Genomic DNA, 21,650 nt, shown 5'->3' with positions numbered 1-21,650 from the left:
TCGGGTCGGGGGTGCGGGGCGGGCGGCGGGCGGGGCGGGTCAGGCGAGGGTCGCCAGTCCCTTGGCGATGCCGTTGCGCTGGATCTCCGACGTGCCGGTCAGCACCCGGAACATGCGCATCTTGCGGAAGAGGTACTCGATCTCGTGGCCCTGGGTGAGGCCGTCCTTGCCGTGGATCTGCACCGCCTCGTCGAGGAGCCGGAAGACCGACTCGGCGACGAAGAGCTTGCACATGAACGCCTCGGTGCGCACGTCGTCGCCGCGGTCGAGGGCGGCCAGCGCGGCGTAGGTCATGGAGCGTGCCGCGTAGAGGTCGGCGGCCATGTCGGCGAGCTTGTGCTGGATGGCCTGGAGGGCGAGCAGCGGCTTGCCGTTCACGGTGCGGGTGAGGGTGCGGTCCCGGGTGAGCTGGAGTGCGCGGCGGGCGGCGCCGATGGCCGACGGGCAGTGCAGGAGGCGGTTGACGGTCACACGGCCCAGGGCGATGCGCAGGCCCCTGCCCTCCTCCCCCAGCAGGTTGGCGACGGGCACCCGGCAGTCGTCGAGGACGATGTCGCTCTCGATGTGCTCGCCCGACATGGGGGTGGCGCCCTCGGTGACCGTGCAGCCGGGACTGTCGAGGTCGACGAGGAAGGCGGAGTAGGACTCCTCGGTGTCCGCCATGCGCGCCACGACGATGGCGAAGTCGGCGAAGGGCCCGGCGGAGCTGAACACCTTGTGCCCGGTGAGCCGGTAGCCGTCGCCGTCGCGGACGGCGGTGGTGCGCATGGCGCGCACGTCGGACCCGGCGTCCGCCTCGGTGAGGGAGAAGCAGCAGGCGCGTTCGCCGCGGACCAGCGGCAGCAGGTAGGTGTCGAGCTGGTGGGGAGTGGCGTGGCGGAGGATGTCACCGGCGCGCAGCGGGCCGCCCATGTCGCCGAGGACGCTGTGGCCGAGGACGCGGCCACTGGCCGCGACTTCCTCCTTGAGGACGGCCAGTTCGGTGTAGGTCAGGGCCTGGCCGCCGTACTCCTCGGGGAGGTGGATGCCGTAGAAGCCGAGTTCCCGGCAACGTTTCCACACCGGTTCCAGGTCGGAGCGGGTGAGGCGGGAGGTGCGGGTGATGCCGTTGTCCTCTTCGTACTGAGCGAGTTCGTCGTCCAGGTAGGCGCGCAGGCGGGTGACGAGGTCGGCGAGCCGGGGTTCGTCGGGGACGGGGCGGAAGGAGAAGGTCATGGCGGGGTGCTCCGGGTCTTCGGTTCGGTTCAGTGCACGCGGCGGGTGGCGTGCGCCCAGTACGGTTCGCGGACGGCCTTGCGGTCGAGCTTGCCGTTGCGGTTGTGCGGAAGTTCGCCGACGAAGTCGACGGAGCGCGGCTTCTTGAAGCGGTCCAGCCGCCGGCCGCAGAAGTCGGCCAGTTCGTCGGCGGTGACCTGGGTGCCGGGGCGGGTCACGACGACGGCCTTGACCGCCTCGCCCCACTTATCGTCCGGGACGCCGACCACGCAGGCCTCCTGGACGGCGGGGTGCTCGTACAGGACGGTCTCGACCTCGGTGCTGTAGATGTTGAAGCCACCGGAGATGATCATGTCCTTCTTGCGGTCGACGAGGAACAGATAGCCGTCCTCGCGCATCCATGCGAGGTCGCCGGTGTGCACCCAGCCGTCGCGGAAGGTCTGGGCGGAGAGTTCCGGTGCTCGCCAGTACCGGCTGACGCAGTCGGGTCCGCGCACGACGATCTCGCCGATCTCGCGGGGCGGGAGGGGGCTGCCCTGCTCGTCGACAATCCTGACCTCGGTGTCGTAGGCGGCCCGGCCGCAGGACTGGAGGAGTTCGGGGTCCTCGGTGACCGCTCGGGCGATGTCGGCGCCGGACAGGCCGGCGACCACGCTGGTGGTCTCGGCCAGGCCGTAGCCCTGGGCGACGACGGGGCCGAACAGGGCGACGGCGTCGCGCAGGCGCTGCGGGGAGACGGGTGCTCCGCCGACGCGCACGCTGGTGAGGCTGGACAGGTCGCGGTCGCCGGCGCCGGGGTGGGCGAGCACCGTGTTGAGCATCGCCGGGACCAGGAAGGTCGCGGTGATGCGTTCGCGCTCCACGGTGTCGAGGAACGCCTGCGGGCTCCAGCTCGGCAGCACGTGCGTGGTGGAGCCGCCGAAGACGCCGGCCAGCAGAACCATGCCGGTGGCGTGCGTGATGGGGCCGCAGGCCAGGTAGCGGGTGTCGGGGCGAGGGCGCGACTCGTCGTTCATGAGGGTCTTGCGCATGTTGGCGAGCCGGTTGCCGAAGGTCTGCACCGCCGCCTTGAGCGAACCCGTCGATCCGGAGGTGAAGTTGAGGACGGCGGGCGCGTCCTCGGTGACGTCGACGGCCACGGGCCCGGCGTCGCCCTCGGCGAGCAGGTCTTCGTAGGGCAGGGGGTCGCCGTCGGTCCCGCCCGCCCCCTTCTCGGCGTCCAGCGCGACCGGCACGCAGTCGGTGCCCGCTGCCGCCAGGGCCGCCAGGGCGTCCTCTCGGTGGGCCTCGTCGAAGACCAGGACGCGTACGGGGGCGTCGCGGAGGATGTGCTCGATCTCGCCCCGGCCGAGGCGGGCGTTGACCGGGACCCGGATGAGTCCGGCCTTGTACAGGGCGAACTCGACCTCGACGAGCTCGCCCCGGTTCCAGGCGAGGCAGGCCACGGCGTCGTCGGGGCCCAGTCCGCGCCGGACGAGCGCGGAGGCCAGTCGGTTGGCGCGCTCCTCCAGGTGGGCGTAGGTCCAGGTCCGGTCCTGGCAGACGAGTGCGGGGTGTTCGGGCCAGTGACGGGCGCTGCGGGCGAGGTAGATGCCGAGATTCACCGACGACTCCTGTGCGGGTGGGGGCGATGGGCGGCCCTGGGGCGGGTCGACGCCTCACCCTCTGAACGAGTTGAATGTTTCCAGACAGATTGTTCGTTAACGCATCGCCTGTCAAGAGTCCGTAGACTGACTGCCGCCCGGGCGGACACGTGCCGCCGGGCCGCACGGGACCGGCTAGGGAGACGGACGACGGGGATGGCCGAGGACAGACGCATCCGCAAGACACGCAGGGCACTGCGCGACGCCCTGGTGCATCTCGTGCTGGAGAGGGGCTTCACGGCGCTGAGCGTCGAGGACATCACCCAGCGCGCGGACGTGGCGCGCGCGACCTTCTACAGCCACTTCCGCGACAAGGACGAGTTGTTCGCCCGGGTCACCCGCGATCTGCTCGACGAACTCGACGAACGGCTGCGGCCGGTGGTGACGGAGAACGCCGTGGGCTTCACCGGCAAGCCGGTGCTGGAGATGCTGCGCCACGCCCGGCAGGAGCGCGACCTGTACCGGATCGTGCTGCGGGGCGAGGGGGACGGCAAGCCGCTGCGGATGTTCACGGAGGCGTGCGCGCGGGTCGCCGCCGAGGAGTTCCGCGGGCGGTCCGAGCGCAACGACGTCAAGCCGCGCATCGACGCGGAACTGCTGGCCCGGGTCTGGGTCGGCGAGCAGGTGTCGGTGCTCCAGTGGTGGGTCGAGCACGAGGCCCCCCCGATGCCGGCCGAGGAGGTCGTCCGCATGCTCCTCGACCTCGCCCTGCGCGGCCGCTACTGGGCCACGGGCTTCGACCGGCCGGCCTGAGACGGGGGCGGCCCGAGACGGGGGCGGCCTGGGCGGGGGCGGCCTGAGGCGGCTCCGGCCCGGCACCGTCAGGCCTCCTCGCCGCCGCCCGCTCAGCCCTCCCCGCCGAAGGCCCGCGCGTCCCGTGCCGGGCGGATCATCGCCATGGCCGCCACACCGCACGCGGTCAGCACGGCCGCGGTCAGCAGGAAGGCCGCCGAATACCCCGCGGTCTCGGAGGCCGCGCCGTCCACCATGCGGCCGGTGAGGAAGGGCACGAACATGCCGGGCAGGGTGCCGGTCGCCGCGACCACCCCGAAGACCGCACCGCGCCTGGCGGCGGGCACGACGGCCGCCGTGGTGACGTAGTGCAGGGGCAGCGCGACCGAGTGGCAGCCGAACGCCACGGCGATCAGGGCCAGTTGCAGCGGTCGCTGGTCCGCGAGGGGCAGCAGGACGAGCGCCGCGCCGGAGACCAGCACCGCCAGGCCCTGGGCGAGACCGTCGGTGGCCCGCCCCGCGCGGCCCCGCCGCTTGCGCCGGTCGACGAGCGCCGGCACGGTCAGCAGCAGGAGCAGGCTCAGCACCGACACGGCACTGATGGCGGCCGACGCGCCCGTCGCGCCGAAGCCGAGCTCGGTCTGGAGGTAGACCGGCAGCCAGGCGTTGGACAGCGCGAGCGCCCAGTGCGAGCCGAAGGCACTGAGGACACCGCCCACGACGGTGCCGCTGAGCAGCAGCCGCCACAGCGGGGGCGGGGCCGCCGCCGGGGGCCGGGCGTCGTCCGTGGCGGAGGGCTTCGGGGCCGACCGCGGCTCCGGCGCCGCCCCGCCGTAGGGACCGTCCTTGCCGACGGCGTACCAGACGACGCACCAGGTGGCACTGGTGATCGCCAGGGCGATGAAGGCCGAGCGCCAGCCCAGGTGCACGATGAACCACGTCAGTACGGGAGCCGAGACGGCCGTGCCGAGGGCCGCGCCGCCGATCTGCAGGGCCGAGGGCATCCCGCGCCTGTCCGGCGGGAACCACGCGTAGAGGGCGTGCATCGACATCGAGGCGGCCGGCCCTTCCGCGGCCCCCAGCAGCAGCCGTCCCGCGATCAGCGCCGGCACGGTCGCGACCAGGACCGGCAACTGGGCGACGGCCCACAGGGCGGCCATGGCGAGCAGCAGGGTGCGCGTCGACCACCGGGCCGACAGGAGGCCGACCACCAGGCCGGACACGCTGAACAGCACGTAGAACGCGCTGGAGACGAGCCCGTAGGTGCTCTTGTCCATGCCCAGTTCGTCCATGAGGGGTACGGCTGCGAGACCCAGGACGGACTTGTCCGCGTAGTTGACCATCATGAAGACGACGACCATCACGAGGATCAGCCAGGCGCGCGGCCGGTCGAACGGCGGTGGCTCCAGGGCCTGTTCGGGCGAGGAGCGTCGGGACGGGAGGGGACGGACGACCACAGCGGCTCCATGGCTTGCTACTCGTTACTGAACTACCTGTCCATTAACCTTCTTATAGTCCGGCAACGTACTTCCCGTCTCCCCCCGGGTCAACGGTCGCGACAGCTCTGCGGACAAAAGAAACGGCCGGCCCCGTCGAGACGGTGGCCGGCCGGTCGGGCTCGGTGTGTCAGGCCGCGCGCATACGGTCCCGTACCGTGCGCAGTGGTGCGGCGGGGGTGTGGGTGGCCCTGACCCGGTAGGTCGTCCTGGCCGGGTCGGTCAGGGGATCGCCGAGCGTGATCCGGCCGGCGGCGTGCAGCGCGTCGCACTCGGCGGTCGGCAGGGCGACGTAGCAACCCCCCTTGCCCGTGGCGGAGTCCAGCGGTCGCCAATAGCTGTATCTGCGCCGTCCGCCACTCCGCACGGTGACGAAGACGGGGGTACGCGTATCGGAGACGATCCGCAGGATGTCGGACTCCGCGGGGCTGAGGGGGCCGCACGGGCGGGACCGTGGGCGCCCCGGGGCGGGAACGGCGCCGACGGGAGGGACGGCACCGAGCCGGGCGGGGCGGCCGGTCGCGCGGGAGGCGACGGTCTGCGGGAGCAGGGCGGTGGGCGGCATCGGCTGTGGCCTTTCCAGGTCAGTGACTCGAGACCGCCTACCCGGTACGGCCGGTGTTGATCTCGCTTGCGCCGCATTCTTCAGTACGGCACTGACAATTCCGCGCCGCCCGCGCCGGTGGCGGCGTCTCAGCCCTGTGACGGGGCCGTGTCCGCGCCCGCCCTCGCGAGGGGGTGGGGGTTGAGACGGGCGAAGCCCTCCTGTCGCTCGTAGGGGAAGTAGGGGTAGGGGGCGGCCTTGGCACTCGCGGCGTCCAGGCGGGCCACCTGATCCTCGGTCAGGGACCAGCCGACGGCGCCCAGGTTCTGCCGGAGCTGCTCCTCGTTGCGGGCGCCGATGAGGACCGAGGAGACGGTCGGGCGCCGCAGCAGCCAGTTGATGGCGATCTGGGGGACGGTCCTGCCCGTCTCCTCGGCGACGGCGTCGAGGGCGTCCACCACGCGGTAGAGGTGGTCGTCCTCCACGGGAGGGCCGTAGTCGGCCGTGGCGTGCAGCCGGCTGCCGGCGGGCAGCGGCCGGCCGCGGCGGATGCGGCCCGTCAGCCGTCCCCACCCCAGCGGGCTCCAGACGACGGCTCCGACACCCTCGTCGAGCCCCAGCGGCATGAGCTCCCACTCGTAGTCCCGGCCGACGAGGGAGTAGTAGACCTGGTGCGCCGCGTACCGTTGGTACCCGTGCCGGTCCGCGTCGGCCAGCGACTTCATCAGCTGCCACCCGCTGAAGTTCGAGACGCCGGTGTAGCGGAGCTTTCCGGCCCGTACGAGGTCGTCGAGGGTGGACAGCACCTCGTGGACCGGGGTCCGCGCGTCGTAGGCGTGCAACTGGAAGAGGTCGATGTAGTCGGTGCCCAGCCGGCGCAGCGCCTGGTCGACCGCCTTGATCAGCCGCGCCCGCGAGGTTCCCGCGTCCGCCGGTCCGTCGCCCGTCGGCAGGCCGGCCTTCGTGGAGAGAATCACCTGGTCACGGCGCCCCTTGACGGCCGCGCCGAGCACTTCCTCCGACGCGCCGCCGGAGTAGACGTCGGCGGTGTCGAACATGGTCACCCCCGCCTCCAGGCAGATGTCGACCAGTCGGCGCGCCTGTGCCTCGTCCGTGTCGCCCCAGGCGCCGAAGAGCTCTCCGCGCCCGCCGAAGGTACCCGCGCCGAAGCTCAGTGCCGGGACCATGAGGCCGGACTCGCCCAGTCTCCTGTATTCCACAACCGCATCCCCTCGTCCGGTCGCCGCGTCGGCCGAGCGACGCGACGACACCCTTTAACGGGACGTTCGTTCCGTTAAGATGTCCACAGGTTAGCAGCAATGAGCGCCTAATGGAACTGGAGTACCGTTATGACGTCCGACAGCGTGGAGCCCGGCACCGTCCGCCCGGGAGGCCGCACGGCCCGGGTGCGGTCCGCCGTACTGCGGGCCGCCGGCGACGCACTGGCCGAGCACGGCCTGGCCGGCCTGGACCTCGCCGACGTGGCCCGGCGCGCCGAGGTCGGCAGGACCACGGTCTACCGCCGCTGGGGAACCCCGGCCAACTTGGTGGCCGACCTGCTGACGGACATGGCCGAGCAGTCACTCCCCCGCACGGACACGGGCAGCCTGACCGACGACCTGCGCGCCAACGCCCGGCTCGTGCAGCGCACCCTGGCCGACGCGCGACAGGGCGCGCTGTTCAAGGCGGTGATCGCCGCCGCGACCTGTGACGCACAGGCGGCAGCCGCCCTCCGCCGGTTCTACGACACCCGCGTCTCGGAGTGGGAACCCTGCGTACGGCAGGCCGTCGAGCGCGGTGAGCTGCCCGAGGGCACCGACACCCACGAGGTGATCCGCGCGGTCTCCGCCCCCCTGTACTACCGCCTGCTGACCACCGGCGAGCCGCTCGACGAGGCGACGGCGGACCGCGCCGCGGAAGCCGCGGCCGCGGCGGCACGGGCGGGCGTCTTCGCGACGACCGGACACTGAGGAGGGCCGGGCCCCAGGGGGGGCCGAGGCGGCCGCCGGACTTTTTTGTCTCGTCCAAAGCCTTGCCCGATCGAAGCCTCACCACTTAAATCACAGCTTGAACTAAGCGGCACAGCAAAGCCGTTCGTCCCGACAGCCGCTCCCGGCATCCCGGCCGGGAAGGCCGCTCCCCCCTTCCCTGTCCGCACCCGCAGAAAGCTCACGCATGAGACTCAGATCCCTGGGTGTCGCGCTCGTCGCCACGGCGGCGCTCGTCACCCTCCCCACGCAGGTGACGGCCTCCGCGGCCGACACCCCTCTGTCCCAGGGCCGCACGGTCACGGCCTCGTCCACCGAGAACGCCGGGACGGCCCCGGGCAACGCCGTCGACGGCGACTCGGGCACGAGGTGGTCGTCGGCCGCGAGCGACGGCCAGTGGCTCCAGGTCGACCTCGGTGCGACGGCCTCCGTCACCCGGGTCGTCCTCCAGTGGGAGGCCGCGTACGGCAAGGACTACCGGATCCAGCTCTCGCCGGACGGCAGCACCTGGACCGACGTGAAGACGGTGACCGGCGGCGACGGCGGCACCGACACCCTGGACGTCTCGGGGCAGGGCCGCTACGTCCGGATGCAGGGCGTCCACCGGGCCACCCCCTGGGGTTACTCCCTGTGGGAGTTCCAGGTCTTCGGCACCACCGGGGGCACCACACCCGGCTCGTGCGGCACGGACAACGCCGCCCGCGGCAGGCCCGCCTCGGCCTCCTCCGTGGAGAACGCCGGGACCCCCGCCTCCGCCGCCTTCGACGGCGACGCCGGCACCCGCTGGTCCAGCCAGGCCTCCGACCCGCAGTGGGTCCAGGTCGACCTGGGCTCGGTGCGGGACCTGTGCAAGGTGGACCTGAGCTGGGAGGCCGCCTACGCCAAGGAGTTCCGGATCGAGGCCTCCTCGGACGGGCAGAACTGGCAGACGCTGAAGAGCGTCACGGGAGCCACCGGCGGCAAGGCCTCCTACGACGTCAGCGGCTCGGGCCGTTACGTCCGCGTCCAGGGCACGGTCCGCGCGACCGGCTACGGCTACTCCTTGTGGGAGGTCGCCGTCCACACCGGCACGACCGGCACTCCCCCGGTCGAGGGCGGCGGTGACCTGGGGCCGAACGTCATCGTCGTGGACCCCTCCACGCCGGGCCTCCAGCAGAAGTTCGACCAGGTCTTCGCCCAGCAGGAATCGAACCAGTTCGGCAGCGGGCGCTACCAGTTCCTGTTGAAGCCGGGCACCTACAACGGCATCAACGCCCAACTCGGCTTCTACACCTCCATCTCCGGGCTCGGCCTCAACCCGGACGACACGCAGATCAACGGTGACATCACCGTGGACGCGGGCTGGTTCAACGGCAACGCAACGCAGAACTTCTGGCGTTCGGCCGAGAACCTGGCCATCACGCCGTCCAACGGCACCGACCGCTGGGCCGTCGCCCAGGCCGCCCCGTTCCGGCGCATCCACGTCAAGGGCGGCCTCAACCTCGCCCCCAACGGCTACGGCTGGGCCTCCGGCGGTTACATCGCCGACTCGAAGATCGACGGCACGGTCGGTCCCTACTCGCAGCAGCAGTGGTACACCCGGGACAGCTCGGTCGGCGGCTGGACCAACGGCGTCTGGAACATGACCTTCACCGGTGTCGAGGGCGCGCCGGCGAGCAACTTCGAGACCGGTCCGTACACCACGCTCGACACCACACCGGTCTCGCGCGAGAAGCCGTTCCTCTATCTGGACGGCAACGAGTACAAGGTGTTCGTGCCCGGCAAGCGCACCAACGCCCGCGGCGTGTCCTGGCCCGCCAACGCCGGCGGCACCTCCCTGCCGCTCAGCCAGTTCTACGTCGTCAAGCCCGGCGCGACGGCCTCGACCATCAACGCCGCCCTCGCGCAGGGACTCAACCTGCTGTTCACGCCCGGTGTCTACCACCTCGACCGGACCATCGAGGTGAACCGGGCCAACACGGTCGTGCTGGGCCTGGGGCTCGCCACCATCGTCCCCGACGGCGGCGTCGACGCCATGCACGTGGCCGACGTCGACGGTGTGCGGCTCGCCGGCTTCCTGATCGACGCCGGTCCGGTGCGGTCCGACACACTGCTGCGGATCGGGACGCCGGACGCGAGCGCCGACCACTCCGCCAACTCCACCACCATGCAGGACGTGTTCATCCGCGTCGGCGGCGCGGGCCCGGGGCTGGCCACCGACTCCGTCGTGATCAACAGCGACGACGTGCTCGTCGACCACACCTGGATCTGGCGCGCCGACCACGGTGCGGGTGTCGGCTGGGAGACCAACCGGGCCGACTACGGGCTGCGCGTCAACGGCGACGACGTCCTCGCCACGGGATTGTTCGTGGAGCACTTCAACAAGTACGACGTGTACTGGAGCGGGGAGCGCGGCCGGACGATCTTCTTCCAGAACGAGAAGGCGTACGACGCCCCGAACGCGGCCGCCATCACCCACGACGGCATCGTCGGCTACGCCGCCTACAAGGTCGCCGACACGGTGAACGAGCACGAGGCCGTGGCGCTGGGCAGTTACTGCAACTACACGTCCGACGACACGATCGTCCAGCACCACGGGTTCCAGGTGCCGGTCAAGCCGGGCGTCAGGATGCGCCACCTGATGGTGATCTCGCTGGGCGGAAAGGGCCAGTACGCGCACGTGATCAACGACACCGGCGGGCCCACGTCGGGGACGGACACCGTGCCGTCCAAGGTCACCCAGTTCCCGTGACGGGCGGGTGAACCAGGTGTCCGTGCGCCCGGGGACCCCAGGTCCCGGGGCGCACGGGCCGCCTTCGGCAGGCACGCGGAATCCGCCATTGCCGCCGGTGGACCGGGGCGGAAAAGCGGCCCGGCACGGCTTCCGGCGGGACCGGTGCGCGCACGGCGCTGTGGTGCGCGAACACCGGCCGGCACCCCTTGTGACGGCACCGTCACACGTCCTTCACCGAACGCACACTTCCAGCCGAGCCGTGTTCCCGCTGTTCCGGGCGGTGCAGACGGTGCGCGGGGGCCGTGCCTAGTCTCCCGGGCCATGCGATCCACACGAACGAGACGCTTCGGTCTCGCCACCATCATCGCCCTCGCCCTCGCCCTGTTCGGCCTGGCGCCCTCCGCGAGCGCGGCCGAACCCGGCCCGGCCGAGCTGACGTTCAGCACCGACGCGGCGACCACGCAGCCGGGCGGCACGGTGAACCTGTCGATGACGATCAAGAACAACAAGACGTACGACATCTGGTTCGTCTACCAGACGATCGACCCGACCTGGCTGACCACCCAGCGCCCCGACCTCAAGTACAGCTTCACCGGCTGCACGCTGGCGGCGGAGAACGGAGCCGTCCCGTGCAGCGGGACCGGGCCCGCCAACCTGGGCGCGAACTACGGCGCCACCATCCCGCCCGGCCAGAGCCGCACCGTCACGCTGACGCTGCAGGTCGCCGCCGACTCCGGCTGCAACGGCAACATCGGCTTCTACTCGTACTACTACGCCGAGTTCAGCGACAGCACGAGCGTCAACGGCGGCCCGGTCTACACGCCGGAGACCCGCGTCCTGTGCGCCTGACCGCACCGCTCTCCGCGCACTGAGCACCGGCGGCGGCCGGCCCCGCGACGGGCCGGCCGCCGCCGGCCTGCGGATCACGCGTGACCTGATCTCGCGCCAGGGCCGGTCGGCGCGCTGGTGGAGACCTCTGGCGCCGAGAGCCAGCGGAACATGACGTTCCGTGGCCGCCCGATTCCGCTTCGCAGCAGTACACGGGCCCTGCGGCGCCTTCGACCTGCCAGGATGCGGCGCTCATCGACGACCGGGGGGCGTGCCGGTGAGGACCGAATGGACACATGTGCTTTTCCGTCAAGTTCCGCAGCAGGCACACAAAAGCTCCACACAGACCTCACTATGTGACGCGACGGATGCGTTGACGACCGGCGTCTCAGGGGAGCGGCGGCGTTGTCATGGGGTGGGGGCTCCGAGAGGGGCGGCCGGCCCCTGCCCGGGGGAGGGAATCTCACCGCATGAAGCGGACCATTCGCACGACGGCGCTCACAGTGGGCGCGCTGATCGCGTCGCTGGCTCTACCGGCCGGCACGGCCCGGGCGGACGCCCCGGCACCGCGCGTCGACCTGCGCGTGCTGGTCGTGAGCGACGGAGGACCGGCCACCGACGCCATCGCCGCCGAGCTGAGGACCGCGGGAACGCCGTACACGGAGGTCGATCTCGGGGACACGGACCGGCCCGCGATCGACGCCGGCTTCCTCGCGGACACCGTGGACGGACGGCCCCGCGCCAAGTTCCAGGCCGTGGTGATGCCCAACGACAATCCCTTCCCGGCGGGCTCGGGCGAGATGGCGGCCCTGGCCGCCTACGAGAAGGCGTACGGAATCCCGCAGGTCGACGCGTACACCTACGCGCGCCCCGAGGTCGGGCTCCAGTACGCGGTCGGCACCGGGTACGCCGGCAGTCTGGACGGCGTACGGGCCGAGGTGACGCAGGCCGGTCTGGCGGGTCCCTTCGGCTATCTGGACAAAGCCGTGCCGTTCGAGGACAACTCCCCCACCGTGGGCGAGTCCTACGCCTACCTGTCGTCGCCCGCGCCGGGCGCGGACTTCGTCCCCTACGTCCAGGCGGCGATACCCGGGCGGGCGACCAAGGGATCGCTGGTGGGCGAGTACCGGCACGACGGGCGGCGCGAACTGGTCGTCACCTTCGTCTACAACCAGTACCAGCAGCAGTTCCGGCTACTGGCCCGGGGCATCGTGGAGTGGATGACCGGCGGGGTCCACCTGGGCGCCGACCGCAACTACTTCGCGGTGCACGTCGACGACGTGTTCGCCGCCGACGACCGCTGGGACACCCGGCTCAACTGCACGCCCGGCGACGTGGACTGCGCACCCGGCGAGGGCACCCCGAACCCGATCCGCATGGTCCCCGCCGACGTCGACCACGCCACCGCCTGGCAGGACAGCAGGAACTTCACCCTCGACCTGGCCTACAACGGTTCCGGCAGCGTCGACCACCGCCAGGACAACAACGGCGCCGACCCGCTCGCCGACAAGCTGATCGCCGACCGCGGTGCGTTCCGCTGGATCAACCACACGTACACGCACGCCTTCCTCGGCTGCGTCCAGGATGTCAGCGTCGTGCCGTGGAAGTGCGCCACGAACGCCGACGGCAGCACCCGGTGGGTCTCCCGCAACGAGATCGCGGACGAGATCGCCACCAACCGCGTCTGGGGCCGGACGGCCGGACTGCCGCTGGACGACGACGAGTTGGTGACCGGTGAGCACTCCGGCCTGAAGGTGACCCCGCAGCAGCCCGAGGACAACCCGAACCTGGACCCCGCCCTCACGGACAACGGCGTCGCCTGGCTCGGCTCGGACAACTCGCGCGACCCCGTGCAGCGCCGGGTGGGCAGCGCCACCACGGTCTCCCGCTACCCGATGAACATCTTCTACAACGCCGGGCGGGCGGCCGAGCAGGTCTCCGAGTACAACTGGATCTACACCAGCCGCGCCCAGGGCGGCAGCGGCATCTGCGAGGACAACCCGGCCACCTCCACGTGCCTGGCCGCACCGCTGGACACCGCCACCGGCTACACCGGCCACATCGTGCCGCTGGAGACGCGCATCGCACTCGGGCACGTCCTCGCCAACGATCCCAAGCCGCACTTCATCCACCAGTCGAACCTGGCCGAGGACCGCATCGCCTACCCGGTCCTCGACGGTGTCCTGGACGGCTACGCCGGGCTGTTCGCCGACAACACCCCCGTGGTGAATCTGCGCATGGAGGCCATCGGCGTCGAACTGCAGCGCCGCGCGGCCTGGCAGGCGGCCGTCGACGCCGGCCACGTCACCGCCTACCGCGTCGGCGCCGCCGTGACCGTCGAGGCACCCGACGGCGTCGCGGTGCCGGCGACCATGCCCGCCGGCACCCTGCGCGCGGGCACGGGCTTCGGCGACGCCTACGCCGGTGCGCTGTCCGGCTGGACCACACCGGCGGCCGGAGACTCCCTCGCCCTCACCCTGCCGTCGTCGGCGACCGCTTCCCCGGCGGTCACCGGCCCCGGCGACACGGCCGCCGCGACGCCGGCCGCTCCGCCCACCCGGGTACCGGCCGGCGTGAGCGAGCCGGTGCCCTACGGCACGGAGCGCTGAGCGCCCACCGCAGGTCCTGCCACCCCACACCCCGGCCGTGGAGCACATGAATGCACGTTCCCCACGGCGCGCGGCGCCCCGGCGCGCCGCGCGTCACCCTGCTCACCGAAGGCACCTACCCGCACAGTCACGGCGGGGTGAGCGTCTGGTGCGACCAACTCGTCACCGGCATGCCCGACCTGGACTTCGACGTCGTCGCCGTCACCGGCACCGGGCGCGAACCAGTCGTCTGGGACATCCCCCGGCATGTCACCCGGGTCATCTCCGTCCCCATGTGGGGGCCCGCCCCGCAGGGGCGCCTCCCGCGCGGGCGTGAGCGCAACCGGCTCGAGGCCGCCTACGAGCGGTTCGTGGCCGCGCTGCTCGACCCGCGGGCCGAGGACGGGTTCGGTCCCGCCCTGTACCGGCTGGCGCGGGCCGCCGCGGACGGCCGGCTGAGCCCGTTCCTGCGCGGGGACCGGGCGATCGGCATCCTGACCGCCGTCTGGAACCGGCCGGGGCTCGCCGTCCGCGAGGCCCGGCCCACCCTGCACGACGCGGTGACGGCGACCGCCCTGCTGGAGCACGCCCTGCGTCCGCTGGCCGCCCCGTGTCCGGAACAGGGCGTGGCGCACGCGGTCAGCGGCGGCGTAGCGGTGCTGCCGGGGCTGGCCGCGCTGGAACGGCACGGGGTGCCCCTGCTGCTGACGGAGCACGGCGTCTATCTGCGCGAGCGGTACCTCGGTTACCGCACCGCCCCCTACCGGTGGCCGGTCAAGGCACTCGTCCTGGGCTTCTTCCGGCTGCTGGCCGAGGAGACGTACCGCAGGGCCGCCCTGATCACCCCGGGCAACCGCTACAACCGGCTGTGGGAGGAACAGGGCGGCGCCGCCCCGGAGTCCATACGCACGGTCTACAACGGCGTCGATCCGGCCGCGTTCCCGCCCGCCGGACCGGAGCCCGCGGAACCCGTGCTCAGCTGGGCCGGCCGGGTCGACCCGATCAAGGACCTGGAGACCCTGATCCGCGCCTTCGCGCTGGTGCGGGCCGAACTGCCCGCGGCACGCCTGCGGTTGTTCGGCGGCACGCCGCGCGGCGGAGAGGCCTACCGGGAGCGCTGCGAGGCGCTGGCGGCGCAGCTCGGCCATGGGGACGCCGTCACCTTCGAGGGCCGGGTCGAGGACATCAAGGACGCGTACGCCGCCGGGAACGTGGTGATGCTCTCCAGCATCAGCGAGGGCTTCCCCTTCACCCTGATAGAAGCCATGTCCTGCGGCCGGGCGACCGTCTCCACGGACGTGGGCGGCGTCCGGGAGGCCGTCGGCGACGCCGGTCTCGTCGTACCGCCGCGTGACCCGGCCGCCATGGCCGCCGCCGCCCTGGAACTGCTGGGTGACGCGGGACGGCGCCGGGCGATGGGCGAGGCGGCGCGGCTGCGGGTGATCGAGCAGTTCACGCTGCGGCAGACCATCGACACCTTCCGGTCCATCTATCTGCAGCTGTCGGCCCTCGGCTCCGCGGCCACGCCCGCGGCGGCCGACGACGAGCCCTTCGCGGCGGTCGGCGCGGCACCGGTGAGGAGTGCGACCGGATGAGCGGACCCATGGCGCTGGAGCCCGGCGGCGCGGAGCAGGACACGCTGGCGCTGCGCCTCGCCGACGCCCGCGCGCCCGCCCCGCGCGCGGGCGACCACCACACGCTCGCCCTGGTCCTGCCCGGGCACGGCGCGCGGCAGGCGGCGGTCGACCGGCTGGCCGCCGAACTCGCCGACCGCATCGCCCCGGCCGTCCATCCCTACGAGGTGGCCGCCCTGCTGGAGTCGGAGGGGCTGACCGGCGAGGTGATCGCGGACCAGTACGGTCACCGCGACCTCTTCTCCCTGGCCACGGCGTTGTACGAGCGTGTCCCGCGCACCTTTCCGCAGCCGCCGCGGCCCGCCGATCCCTGGCGGCCCGACCATGTGCGCTGCGCGCTGCGCGGCGCCCTGTTCGCGCTGCCGGGCCTCGGCTACGCGCTCGCCGGACGCCTGCTGCCGCACGGCGGCACCGTGACGGCGCTGGTGGTGGCGGGGCTGGTGTCCTGGGCGTGGAACCAGGCGCTGGGCCACCGGGCGTACCTGCGCCTGGCGACCGGGCGCCGGGAAGCCGGCCGCACGCTGCTGAAGGGGGCGCCGCTGGGTGCCGTCGCCGCGACCGCCGCCGGCGCCCCGCTCGCCGGGTCCGGTGCGGCGGTGGCGGCCGTGGGGGTCCAGTCGGCGTACCTCGCCGCGGCCGGCGTGCTGCTGGTGCTGGGCCGGGAGCGGCCGCTGCTGGCCGCGCTCGTGCCGGTGGTCGCCGGCGCGGCGGTGCTCCCCTGGTGGGAACCCGGGGACCTGCTGCGGGCCGTCCTGCCGTCGCTGTCGCTGTGCGGTGCGGTGGCCGCGGCCGGCTGGGCGCTGCGCGGCACCCTGGCGGCCGCGCCGGTCCCGGGAGCCGTACGCCCGCGGCCGTCACGGTCGCTGCCGTACGGCCTGTTCGGACTGGCCGCCGGGGTGCTGGTGTTCCTGGCGGGCCGGGAGCAGCCGTGGGCGGTGGTGGTACTGACCGTGAGCATGGGCCCGGCGGAGTGGCTGCTGTACCGCTACCGCGGTCTGTCGGTGGCGGCGCTGCGGGCCACCGCCACCCCGGCCGGGTTCCGGCTGCGTTCGGCCGCCGTGCTCGCCGGCTGCCTGCTGGCCTACGCCGGGCCGCTGGTGCCGGCGGCCCTGCTGGTGGACGCCGACCCGGTGGCCACGGCGCTGCTGGCGGTGGTCCTGTGGACCGCGCTGCTCCTCCAGGCCTTCGGCGTGGCCTGGCCACCCGCCGCCCTGTGTCTGGCGGCGGCCGCGGGCGCCGGCGCGGTCGTGGTGTACGGCCTCCCACCCGGTACGTCGGCGCTGCCGTTGTGCTGCGGGATCGCCGCCCTCTGTCTCACCGGTTGCGTGCTGCGGCTGCTGGGCCGGCCGGCCGCCCATGCCTGACGCCCTTTCGTCCGACGCCGCGCCACCGTGTCCCCGGGGCTCGTCGTCCCGCCTCGCCACCGACCCATCCACCGACCGGAAGGACCCCGCGTGACCTCCACACCGCTCGCCGCCGTCACCGGAGCCGAGGGATTCATCGGCTCCCACCTCACCGAGGCACTCGTCGCCTCCGGGCACCGGGTGAGGGCCATGGCGCAGTACAACTCCTTCTCCTCCTACGGCTGGCTGGAGACCCTCTCCCCCGACGTCCTCGACCAGGTCGAGATCGTCCTCGGCGACGTCCGGGACCCCGGCTCCGTCCGGCACCTGGTGGAGGGCGCCGACTGCGTGTACCACCTGGCCGCCCTCATCGCGATCCCGTACTCCTACCGGGCGCCGCACAGTTACGTGGACACCAATGTCACCGGCACCCTGAACGTGCTGGAGGCGGTACGCGCCCAGGGCACGCCCCGGCTGGTGCACACCTCCACCAGCGAGACGTACGGCACCGCGCAGACCGTGCCGATCACGGAGGAGCACCCGATCAACACCCAGTCGCCGTACGCCGCTTCGAAGGCGGGCGGGGACCGGCTGGCCGACAGCTACCACGCCAGCTTCGACACCCCGGTGGTGACGCTGCGGCCCTTCAACACCTACGGTCCCCGGCAGTCCATGCGAGCGGTGATCCCCACCGTCATCGGCCAGGTGGCGGCCGGGGAGCGGACCATCACCCTCGGGGACCTCCGTCCCACCCGGGACTTCACCTTCGTCAAGGACACCGCGCAGGCGTTCGTCGCGGTGGGCACCGCGCCCGCCGAGCGGGTCGTCGGCCGGACCTTCAACGCCGGTACCGGCGGGGAGATCTCCGTCGGCGACCTGGTGGCGCTGATCGGCAAGGTGATGGACAGCGCGCTCGACGTGCGGGAGGACGCCCAGCGGCTGCGGCCCGCGAACTCCGAGGTGATGCGGCTGGTCGCGGACGCGACCCGGCTGCGGGAGGCGACCGGCTGGGCGCCGGCGCACGACCTGGAGCAGGGTCTCGCGCACACGGTGGAGTTCTTCCGCGACCCGGGCAACCTGGCCCGCTACAAGACCGGCATCTACAACATCTGACCACGACCGGCACGTTGACCGAGGGGGAACCTCATGCACGCAGTGATCCTGGCCGGAGGCAAGGGCGTCCGGCTGCGGCCCTACACCACCGCGCTGCCCAAGCCGCTCGTGCCCATCGGCGACCAGCACGCGATCCTCGAGATCGTCCTGCGCCAGCTCGCGTCGGCCGGGTTCACCGGCTGCACCATCGCCATAGGCCACCTCGGTGAGATCATCCGCGCCTATGTCGGCGACGGCTCCCAGTGGGGCCTGACCGTGGACTACTCCACGGAGGAGAGCCCGCTGGGCACGATGGGGCCGCTGCTGACGATGCGCGAGCGGCTGCCGGAGCACTTCCTGGTGATGAACGGCGACATCCTCACCGATCTCGACTACGCCGACGTCCTGCGCCGGCACAGCGGCTCCGGTGCCCCGCTGACGATCGCCACGTACGCCCGCAAGGTGAACATCGACTTCGGGGTGCTGACCACCGACGCCAGCAGGGTCGTCGCGTTCACCGAGAAGCCCAGCATGGACTACCGCGTCTCCATGGGCGTGTACGGGCTGTCCCGGGCGACCCTCGACGGCTACACCGCCGGACTGCCGCTCGGATTCGACGAGTTGGTGCTGGACCTGCTGCGGGCCGGCGACCCGCCGCACGCCTACGAGTTCGACGGCTACTGGCTCGACATCGGCCGTCCGGACGACTACGACCGGGCGAACGCGGAGTTCACCAGCCGCAAGTCCCTGCTTCTCAAGGGAGCCTGAGCACCGCATGCGCATCCTCGTTGTGGGCTTCACCGGCTATCTGGGCGCCCATGTCGCCGAGCGGCTCCGTGCCCTGCCGGGCACGCGGGTCCTCGGCGCCGGCCGCTCACCCGGCGCCGACGTGCCGGTCGACCTCGCCGCGGACCCGGTCGACCGGCTCGCCGAGACGCTGGCGTCGGCGGCTCCCGACGCCGTCGTCAACTGCGCGGGCGCCACGGGCGGCGACGCGGTGACGCTCGCCGAGCTCAACGCCCGCGGCCCCGCCGCCCTGTGCGCGGCGCTGCGCCGGGTGCGCCCCGCGGCCCGCCTGGTCCACCTCGGTTCGGCCGCCGAGTACGGGCCGGGCGCGCCGCACGGCAAGGTGGCGGAGTCGGCGCCCACCCGTCCCCTCACCGCCTACGGCGCCACCAAGCTGGCCGGGACGGTCACGGTCGGCACGTCCGGTCTGGACGCGGTGGTCCTGCGGGTCGGCAACCCGGTGGGGCCCGGCGCCCCGCCCGCCGGACTGCCCGGCCGGGTCACCGCCCTGCTGCGCGAGGCGGGCACGGACCCGGACGCGGTGCTCCGGCTCGGCGACCTGTCGGCGTACCGGGACTTCGTCGACGTCCGCGACGTCGCGGGGGCGGTCGAGCGGGCGGTGACCGTGCCCGGCCCGTTGCCCGGGGTGCTCAACGTCGGTGGCGGGGACGCGGTGCCGGTGCGCGACCTGGTACGGACGCTGGCCGAGACCGCCGGCTTCCGGGGCCGGATCGAGGAGCGGGGCGCCGGGTCGGTCCGTTCCGGGGAGGTGTCCTGGCAGTGCTCCGACATCTCCGCCGCGCGGGCCGCGCTCGCCTGGGAGCCGTCGTACACGCTCCGCGAGTCCCTGTCCGCACTGTGGTCGGCCGGCGCGCCGTCACCGTCCTCCCGCTCCGAAAGTGACGTCCCGTCGTGAGCCTGCTGATCCCGCTGTACGTCCACCCCGCCGAGGACCCGGGCGCCTGGCACCGGCTGATCACGTCGGCCGACCGCACGTACGGAGTCGTCCTCAACCCCGCGAACGGGCCGGGCGAGTCACCCGATCCGGCGTTCACCGCGGTGGCCGGGGCGCTGCGCGCGGCGGGCGCGCGTCTGCTCGGCTACGTCGACACGGACTACGGCACCCGGCCCGCGGCCGACGTCGTCGAGGACGCCCGGCGGCACCGGGAGTGGTACGCGGCCGACGGGTGCTTCCTGGACCGGGTGAGTGCGGCCAGGAGTGAGCTGTCCGCCCACAAGGCGCTGGTGCGCGTCCTGCGGCGGCAGGGCACCACGTGCGTCGTGCTGAACCCGGGCGTCCACCCGGCGCCCGGCTACGCCCGGCTCGCCGACCTGGTCGTCACCTTCGAGGGGCACTGGTCCACCTATGTCTCGGCGTTCAGCCGGCCCGACTGGACGCGTCGGCACCCGCCCGAGCGGTTCTGCCACCTGGTGTACGGCGTGCCCGAGGCCCTCGCCCCGCTCGCCGTGCGCACGGCCCGCGAGCGGGGCGCGGCGGTCAGCGGGCCCGTGCCGGGAGAGCCACCCAACCCGTGGGCCCGCCTGACGCCCGTCCTGACGGGGGCGCGGCGATGAGAAGGGGGCCGGCCGCCCTGGTGACCGCGCTGCTCCTGGCGGTGGTGACCGGCTGTTCGGGAGGCGGGGGCGGTGAGGACCGCGGGCCGGAGCCCACGCCCCGCCGGGAGCTGTGGCAGCCGCGCCCCGGGCTGGCCTGGCAGTGGCAACTCGACGGCAGGGTGGATCCGTCGGCCGACGTCCCGGTCTACGACATCGACGGCTTCGAGAACAGCGCGGCGGACGTGGCCCGGCTCCACCGCGCCGGCCGCAAGGTCATCTGCTACGTCAACGTGGGCGCCTGGGAGAGCTTCCGCCCGGACAAGGACGACTTCCCCCGGGCGGTGCTGGGCGCGCCCAACGGCTGGCAGGGCGAGCGGTGGCTCGACATCCGCCGCGTCTCCGTGCTGCGGCCGATCATGGAGCGGCGGTTCGACATGTGCCGGGACAAGGGGTTCGACGCGGTGGAGCCCGATCTGGTGGAGGGCTTCGGCAACGAGACCGGCTTCCCGCTCACCGCGCGGGACCAGCTGACGTACAACCGCATGATCGCGGAGATCGCCCACGAGCGCGGCCTGTCCGTGGGTCTCAAGAACGACCTGCCGCAGATCCCGCAGCTGGTGGACGACTTCGACTTCGCGGTCAACGAGGAGTGCGCGCAGTACGGCGAGTGCGAGCGGCTCACGCCGTTCGTCGAGGCCGGCAAGGCGGTCTTCCACGTCGAGTACGCCGAGCCGACCGGCCGTTTCTGCCCGCAGTCGCGCCGGCTGGGACTGTCCTCGATGCTGAAGAAACCGGAGCTCGGGGTCTGGCGCCGGGCCTGTTGACCGCGGGGTACGGCAGGATGGGGCCATGAGCGTAGTCAAGATCAACGTACTGACCGTGCCGGCCGAGCAGCGCGAGACGCTGGAGAAGCGCTTCGCCTCGCGGGCCCACGCGGTGGAGAACTCCGACGGCTTCGAGTGGTTCGAGCTTCTGCGCCCCGTCGAGGGCACCGACACCTACCTCGTCTACACGCGGTGGCGCGACGAGGAGTCCTTCCAGGCCTGGATGGAGGGCCCCATGAAGACCGCGCACCAGGGCGGCGGCGCGCAGGGCGGCGAGCGTCCCAAGCCGGCGGCGAGCGGATCCACGCTCTGGTCGTTCGAGGTGGTGCAGCAGGCGGCTCCCAAGGGCGAGTAGCCCTCGAAAGGGGCGGGCTCGGCGCTCGACGACGTCGGCCGCCGGCCCGCCCCGCGCCCGTCTCCTTCCCCCGCGCCCGTCTCCTTCGTCAACCTCACTGTGATTCAGAGGTGTTGGCGGCGGCGTCGTTCGGTCGGCTATGTTGCAGACATGACTACCGGGACGGCATCGCGCCACTCACGGATCGGTGACCCGGTGCTCTTCTGAGCGCCGTACGGGCCGGCACGGTCCCGCTGTTCGACCGTGGATCCCGCGCTGCTGCGCGGGCTCCGCCTCCGTCGTGTTGATCCGAGGCTCGGCACATCGACCACG

At 72.7% G+C, this 21,650-nt stretch carries 18 protein-coding genes; 13 read left to right on the top strand and 5 right to left on the bottom strand.

Annotation, left to right across the window (positions count from 1 at the left end; genetic code table 11):
- Positions 1-39: 39 nt before the first annotated feature.
- The gene (locus IEZ05_RS30705; RefSeq protein ID WP_189233560.1) at positions 40-1,215 is read right to left on the bottom strand and encodes an acyl-CoA dehydrogenase family protein; all 1,176 of its coding nucleotides are present in this window, start codon (positions 1,213-1,215) and stop codon (positions 40-42) included.
- 29 nt (positions 1,216-1,244) lie between these two features.
- On the bottom strand, positions 1,245-2,819 hold the full coding sequence (locus tag IEZ05_RS30700; protein ID WP_189233559.1) for a class I adenylate-forming enzyme family protein: 1,575 nt from the start codon (positions 2,817-2,819) through the stop codon (positions 1,245-1,247).
- Between the two features lie 195 nt (positions 2,820-3,014).
- Between IEZ05_RS30700 and IEZ05_RS30695 the strand changes: the two genes are divergently transcribed.
- Complete coding sequence (locus IEZ05_RS30695; RefSeq protein WP_189233558.1) at positions 3,015-3,611, top strand: TetR/AcrR family transcriptional regulator; 597 nt, start codon at positions 3,015-3,017, stop codon at positions 3,609-3,611.
- 92 nt (positions 3,612-3,703) lie between these two features.
- Here the strand turns inward: IEZ05_RS30695 and IEZ05_RS30690 are convergent, their stop codons facing one another.
- The 3 genes from IEZ05_RS30690 to IEZ05_RS30680 form a co-directional block, all read right to left on the bottom strand.
- On the bottom strand, positions 3,704-5,047 hold the full coding sequence (locus IEZ05_RS30690) for an MFS transporter (protein ID WP_229869932.1): 1,344 nt from the start codon (positions 5,045-5,047) through the stop codon (positions 3,704-3,706).
- Between the two features lie 169 nt (positions 5,048-5,216).
- Positions 5,217-5,651: a hypothetical protein gene (locus IEZ05_RS30685; RefSeq protein ID WP_189233557.1), complete on the bottom strand. Its 435-nt coding sequence runs from the start codon at positions 5,649-5,651 to the stop codon at positions 5,217-5,219.
- Positions 5,652-5,779: 128 nt separating this feature from the next.
- Positions 5,780-6,850: an aldo/keto reductase gene (locus IEZ05_RS30680; RefSeq protein ID WP_189233556.1), complete on the bottom strand. Its 1,071-nt coding sequence runs from the start codon at positions 6,848-6,850 to the stop codon at positions 5,780-5,782.
- A gap of 129 nt (positions 6,851-6,979) precedes the next feature.
- Here IEZ05_RS30680 and IEZ05_RS30675 point away from each other — a divergent pair, with 129 nt between their 5' ends.
- The 12 genes from IEZ05_RS30675 (at position 6,980) to IEZ05_RS30620 (ending at position 21,338) form a co-directional block, all read left to right on the top strand.
- Positions 6,980-7,600, top strand: a complete 621-nt coding sequence (locus tag IEZ05_RS30675) for a TetR/AcrR family transcriptional regulator (RefSeq protein ID WP_189233555.1) — start codon at positions 6,980-6,982, stop codon at positions 7,598-7,600.
- A gap of 205 nt (positions 7,601-7,805) precedes the next feature.
- Entirely contained in the window at positions 7,806-10,349 is a 2,544-nt protein-coding gene (locus IEZ05_RS30670) for a discoidin domain-containing protein (RefSeq protein WP_189233554.1), read from the top strand.
- 303 nt (positions 10,350-10,652) lie between these two features.
- A complete protein-coding gene (locus tag IEZ05_RS30665; protein ID WP_189233553.1) occupies positions 10,653-11,180 on the top strand; it encodes a COG1361 family protein in 528 nt (175 codons plus the stop codon).
- A 449-nt stretch (positions 11,181-11,629) separates the two neighbouring features.
- A complete protein-coding gene (locus IEZ05_RS30660) occupies positions 11,630-13,768 on the top strand; it encodes a hypothetical protein (RefSeq protein ID WP_189233552.1) in 2,139 nt (712 codons plus the stop codon).
- 50 nt (positions 13,769-13,818) lie between these two features.
- On the top strand, positions 13,819-15,342 hold the full coding sequence (pelF, locus tag IEZ05_RS30655) for a GT4 family glycosyltransferase PelF (protein ID WP_189233551.1): 1,524 nt from the start codon (positions 13,819-13,821) through the stop codon (positions 15,340-15,342).
- Positions 15,339-16,745 carry a hypothetical protein gene (locus IEZ05_RS30650; RefSeq protein WP_189233550.1) on the top strand — a complete coding sequence of 469 codons (1,407 nt, stop codon included), beginning with the start codon at positions 15,339-15,341 and terminating at the stop codon, positions 16,743-16,745. Before pelF ends, IEZ05_RS30650 begins: the two co-directional genes overlap by 4 nt.
- A 90-nt stretch (positions 16,746-16,835) precedes the next feature.
- On the top strand, positions 16,836-17,837 hold the full coding sequence (locus IEZ05_RS30645) for an SDR family NAD(P)-dependent oxidoreductase (RefSeq protein ID WP_189233549.1): 1,002 nt from the start codon (positions 16,836-16,838) through the stop codon (positions 17,835-17,837).
- A 33-nt stretch (positions 17,838-17,870) separates the two neighbouring features.
- On the top strand, positions 17,871-18,584 hold the full coding sequence (locus IEZ05_RS30640) for a nucleotidyltransferase family protein (protein ID WP_189233548.1): 714 nt from the start codon (positions 17,871-17,873) through the stop codon (positions 18,582-18,584).
- A gap of 7 nt (positions 18,585-18,591) precedes the next feature.
- On the top strand, positions 18,592-19,518 hold the full coding sequence (locus IEZ05_RS30635; RefSeq protein ID WP_189233547.1) for an NAD-dependent epimerase/dehydratase family protein: 927 nt from the start codon (positions 18,592-18,594) through the stop codon (positions 19,516-19,518).
- Positions 19,515-20,177 carry a spherulation-specific family 4 protein gene (locus tag IEZ05_RS30630; RefSeq protein WP_189233546.1) on the top strand — a complete coding sequence of 221 codons (663 nt, stop codon included), beginning with the start codon at positions 19,515-19,517 and terminating at the stop codon, positions 20,175-20,177. The genes IEZ05_RS30635 and IEZ05_RS30630 overlap by 4 nt, the downstream gene beginning before the upstream one ends.
- A complete protein-coding gene (locus IEZ05_RS30625) occupies positions 20,174-20,983 on the top strand; it encodes an endo alpha-1,4 polygalactosaminidase (protein ID WP_189233545.1) in 810 nt (269 codons plus the stop codon). The genes IEZ05_RS30630 and IEZ05_RS30625 overlap by 4 nt, the downstream gene beginning before the upstream one ends.
- Before the next feature lie 25 nt (positions 20,984-21,008).
- Positions 21,009-21,338: an antibiotic biosynthesis monooxygenase family protein gene (locus tag IEZ05_RS30620; RefSeq protein ID WP_189233544.1), complete on the top strand. Its 330-nt coding sequence runs from the start codon at positions 21,009-21,011 to the stop codon at positions 21,336-21,338.
- Positions 21,339-21,650: the final 312 nt, after the last annotated feature.

The sequence above is a fragment of the Streptomyces flaveolus genome, assembly GCF_014648815.1.
Taxonomy (GTDB): domain Bacteria; phylum Actinomycetota; class Actinomycetes; order Streptomycetales; family Streptomycetaceae; genus Streptomyces; species Streptomyces flaveolus.
This window is presented reverse-complemented; position numbering and strand designations above follow the sequence as displayed.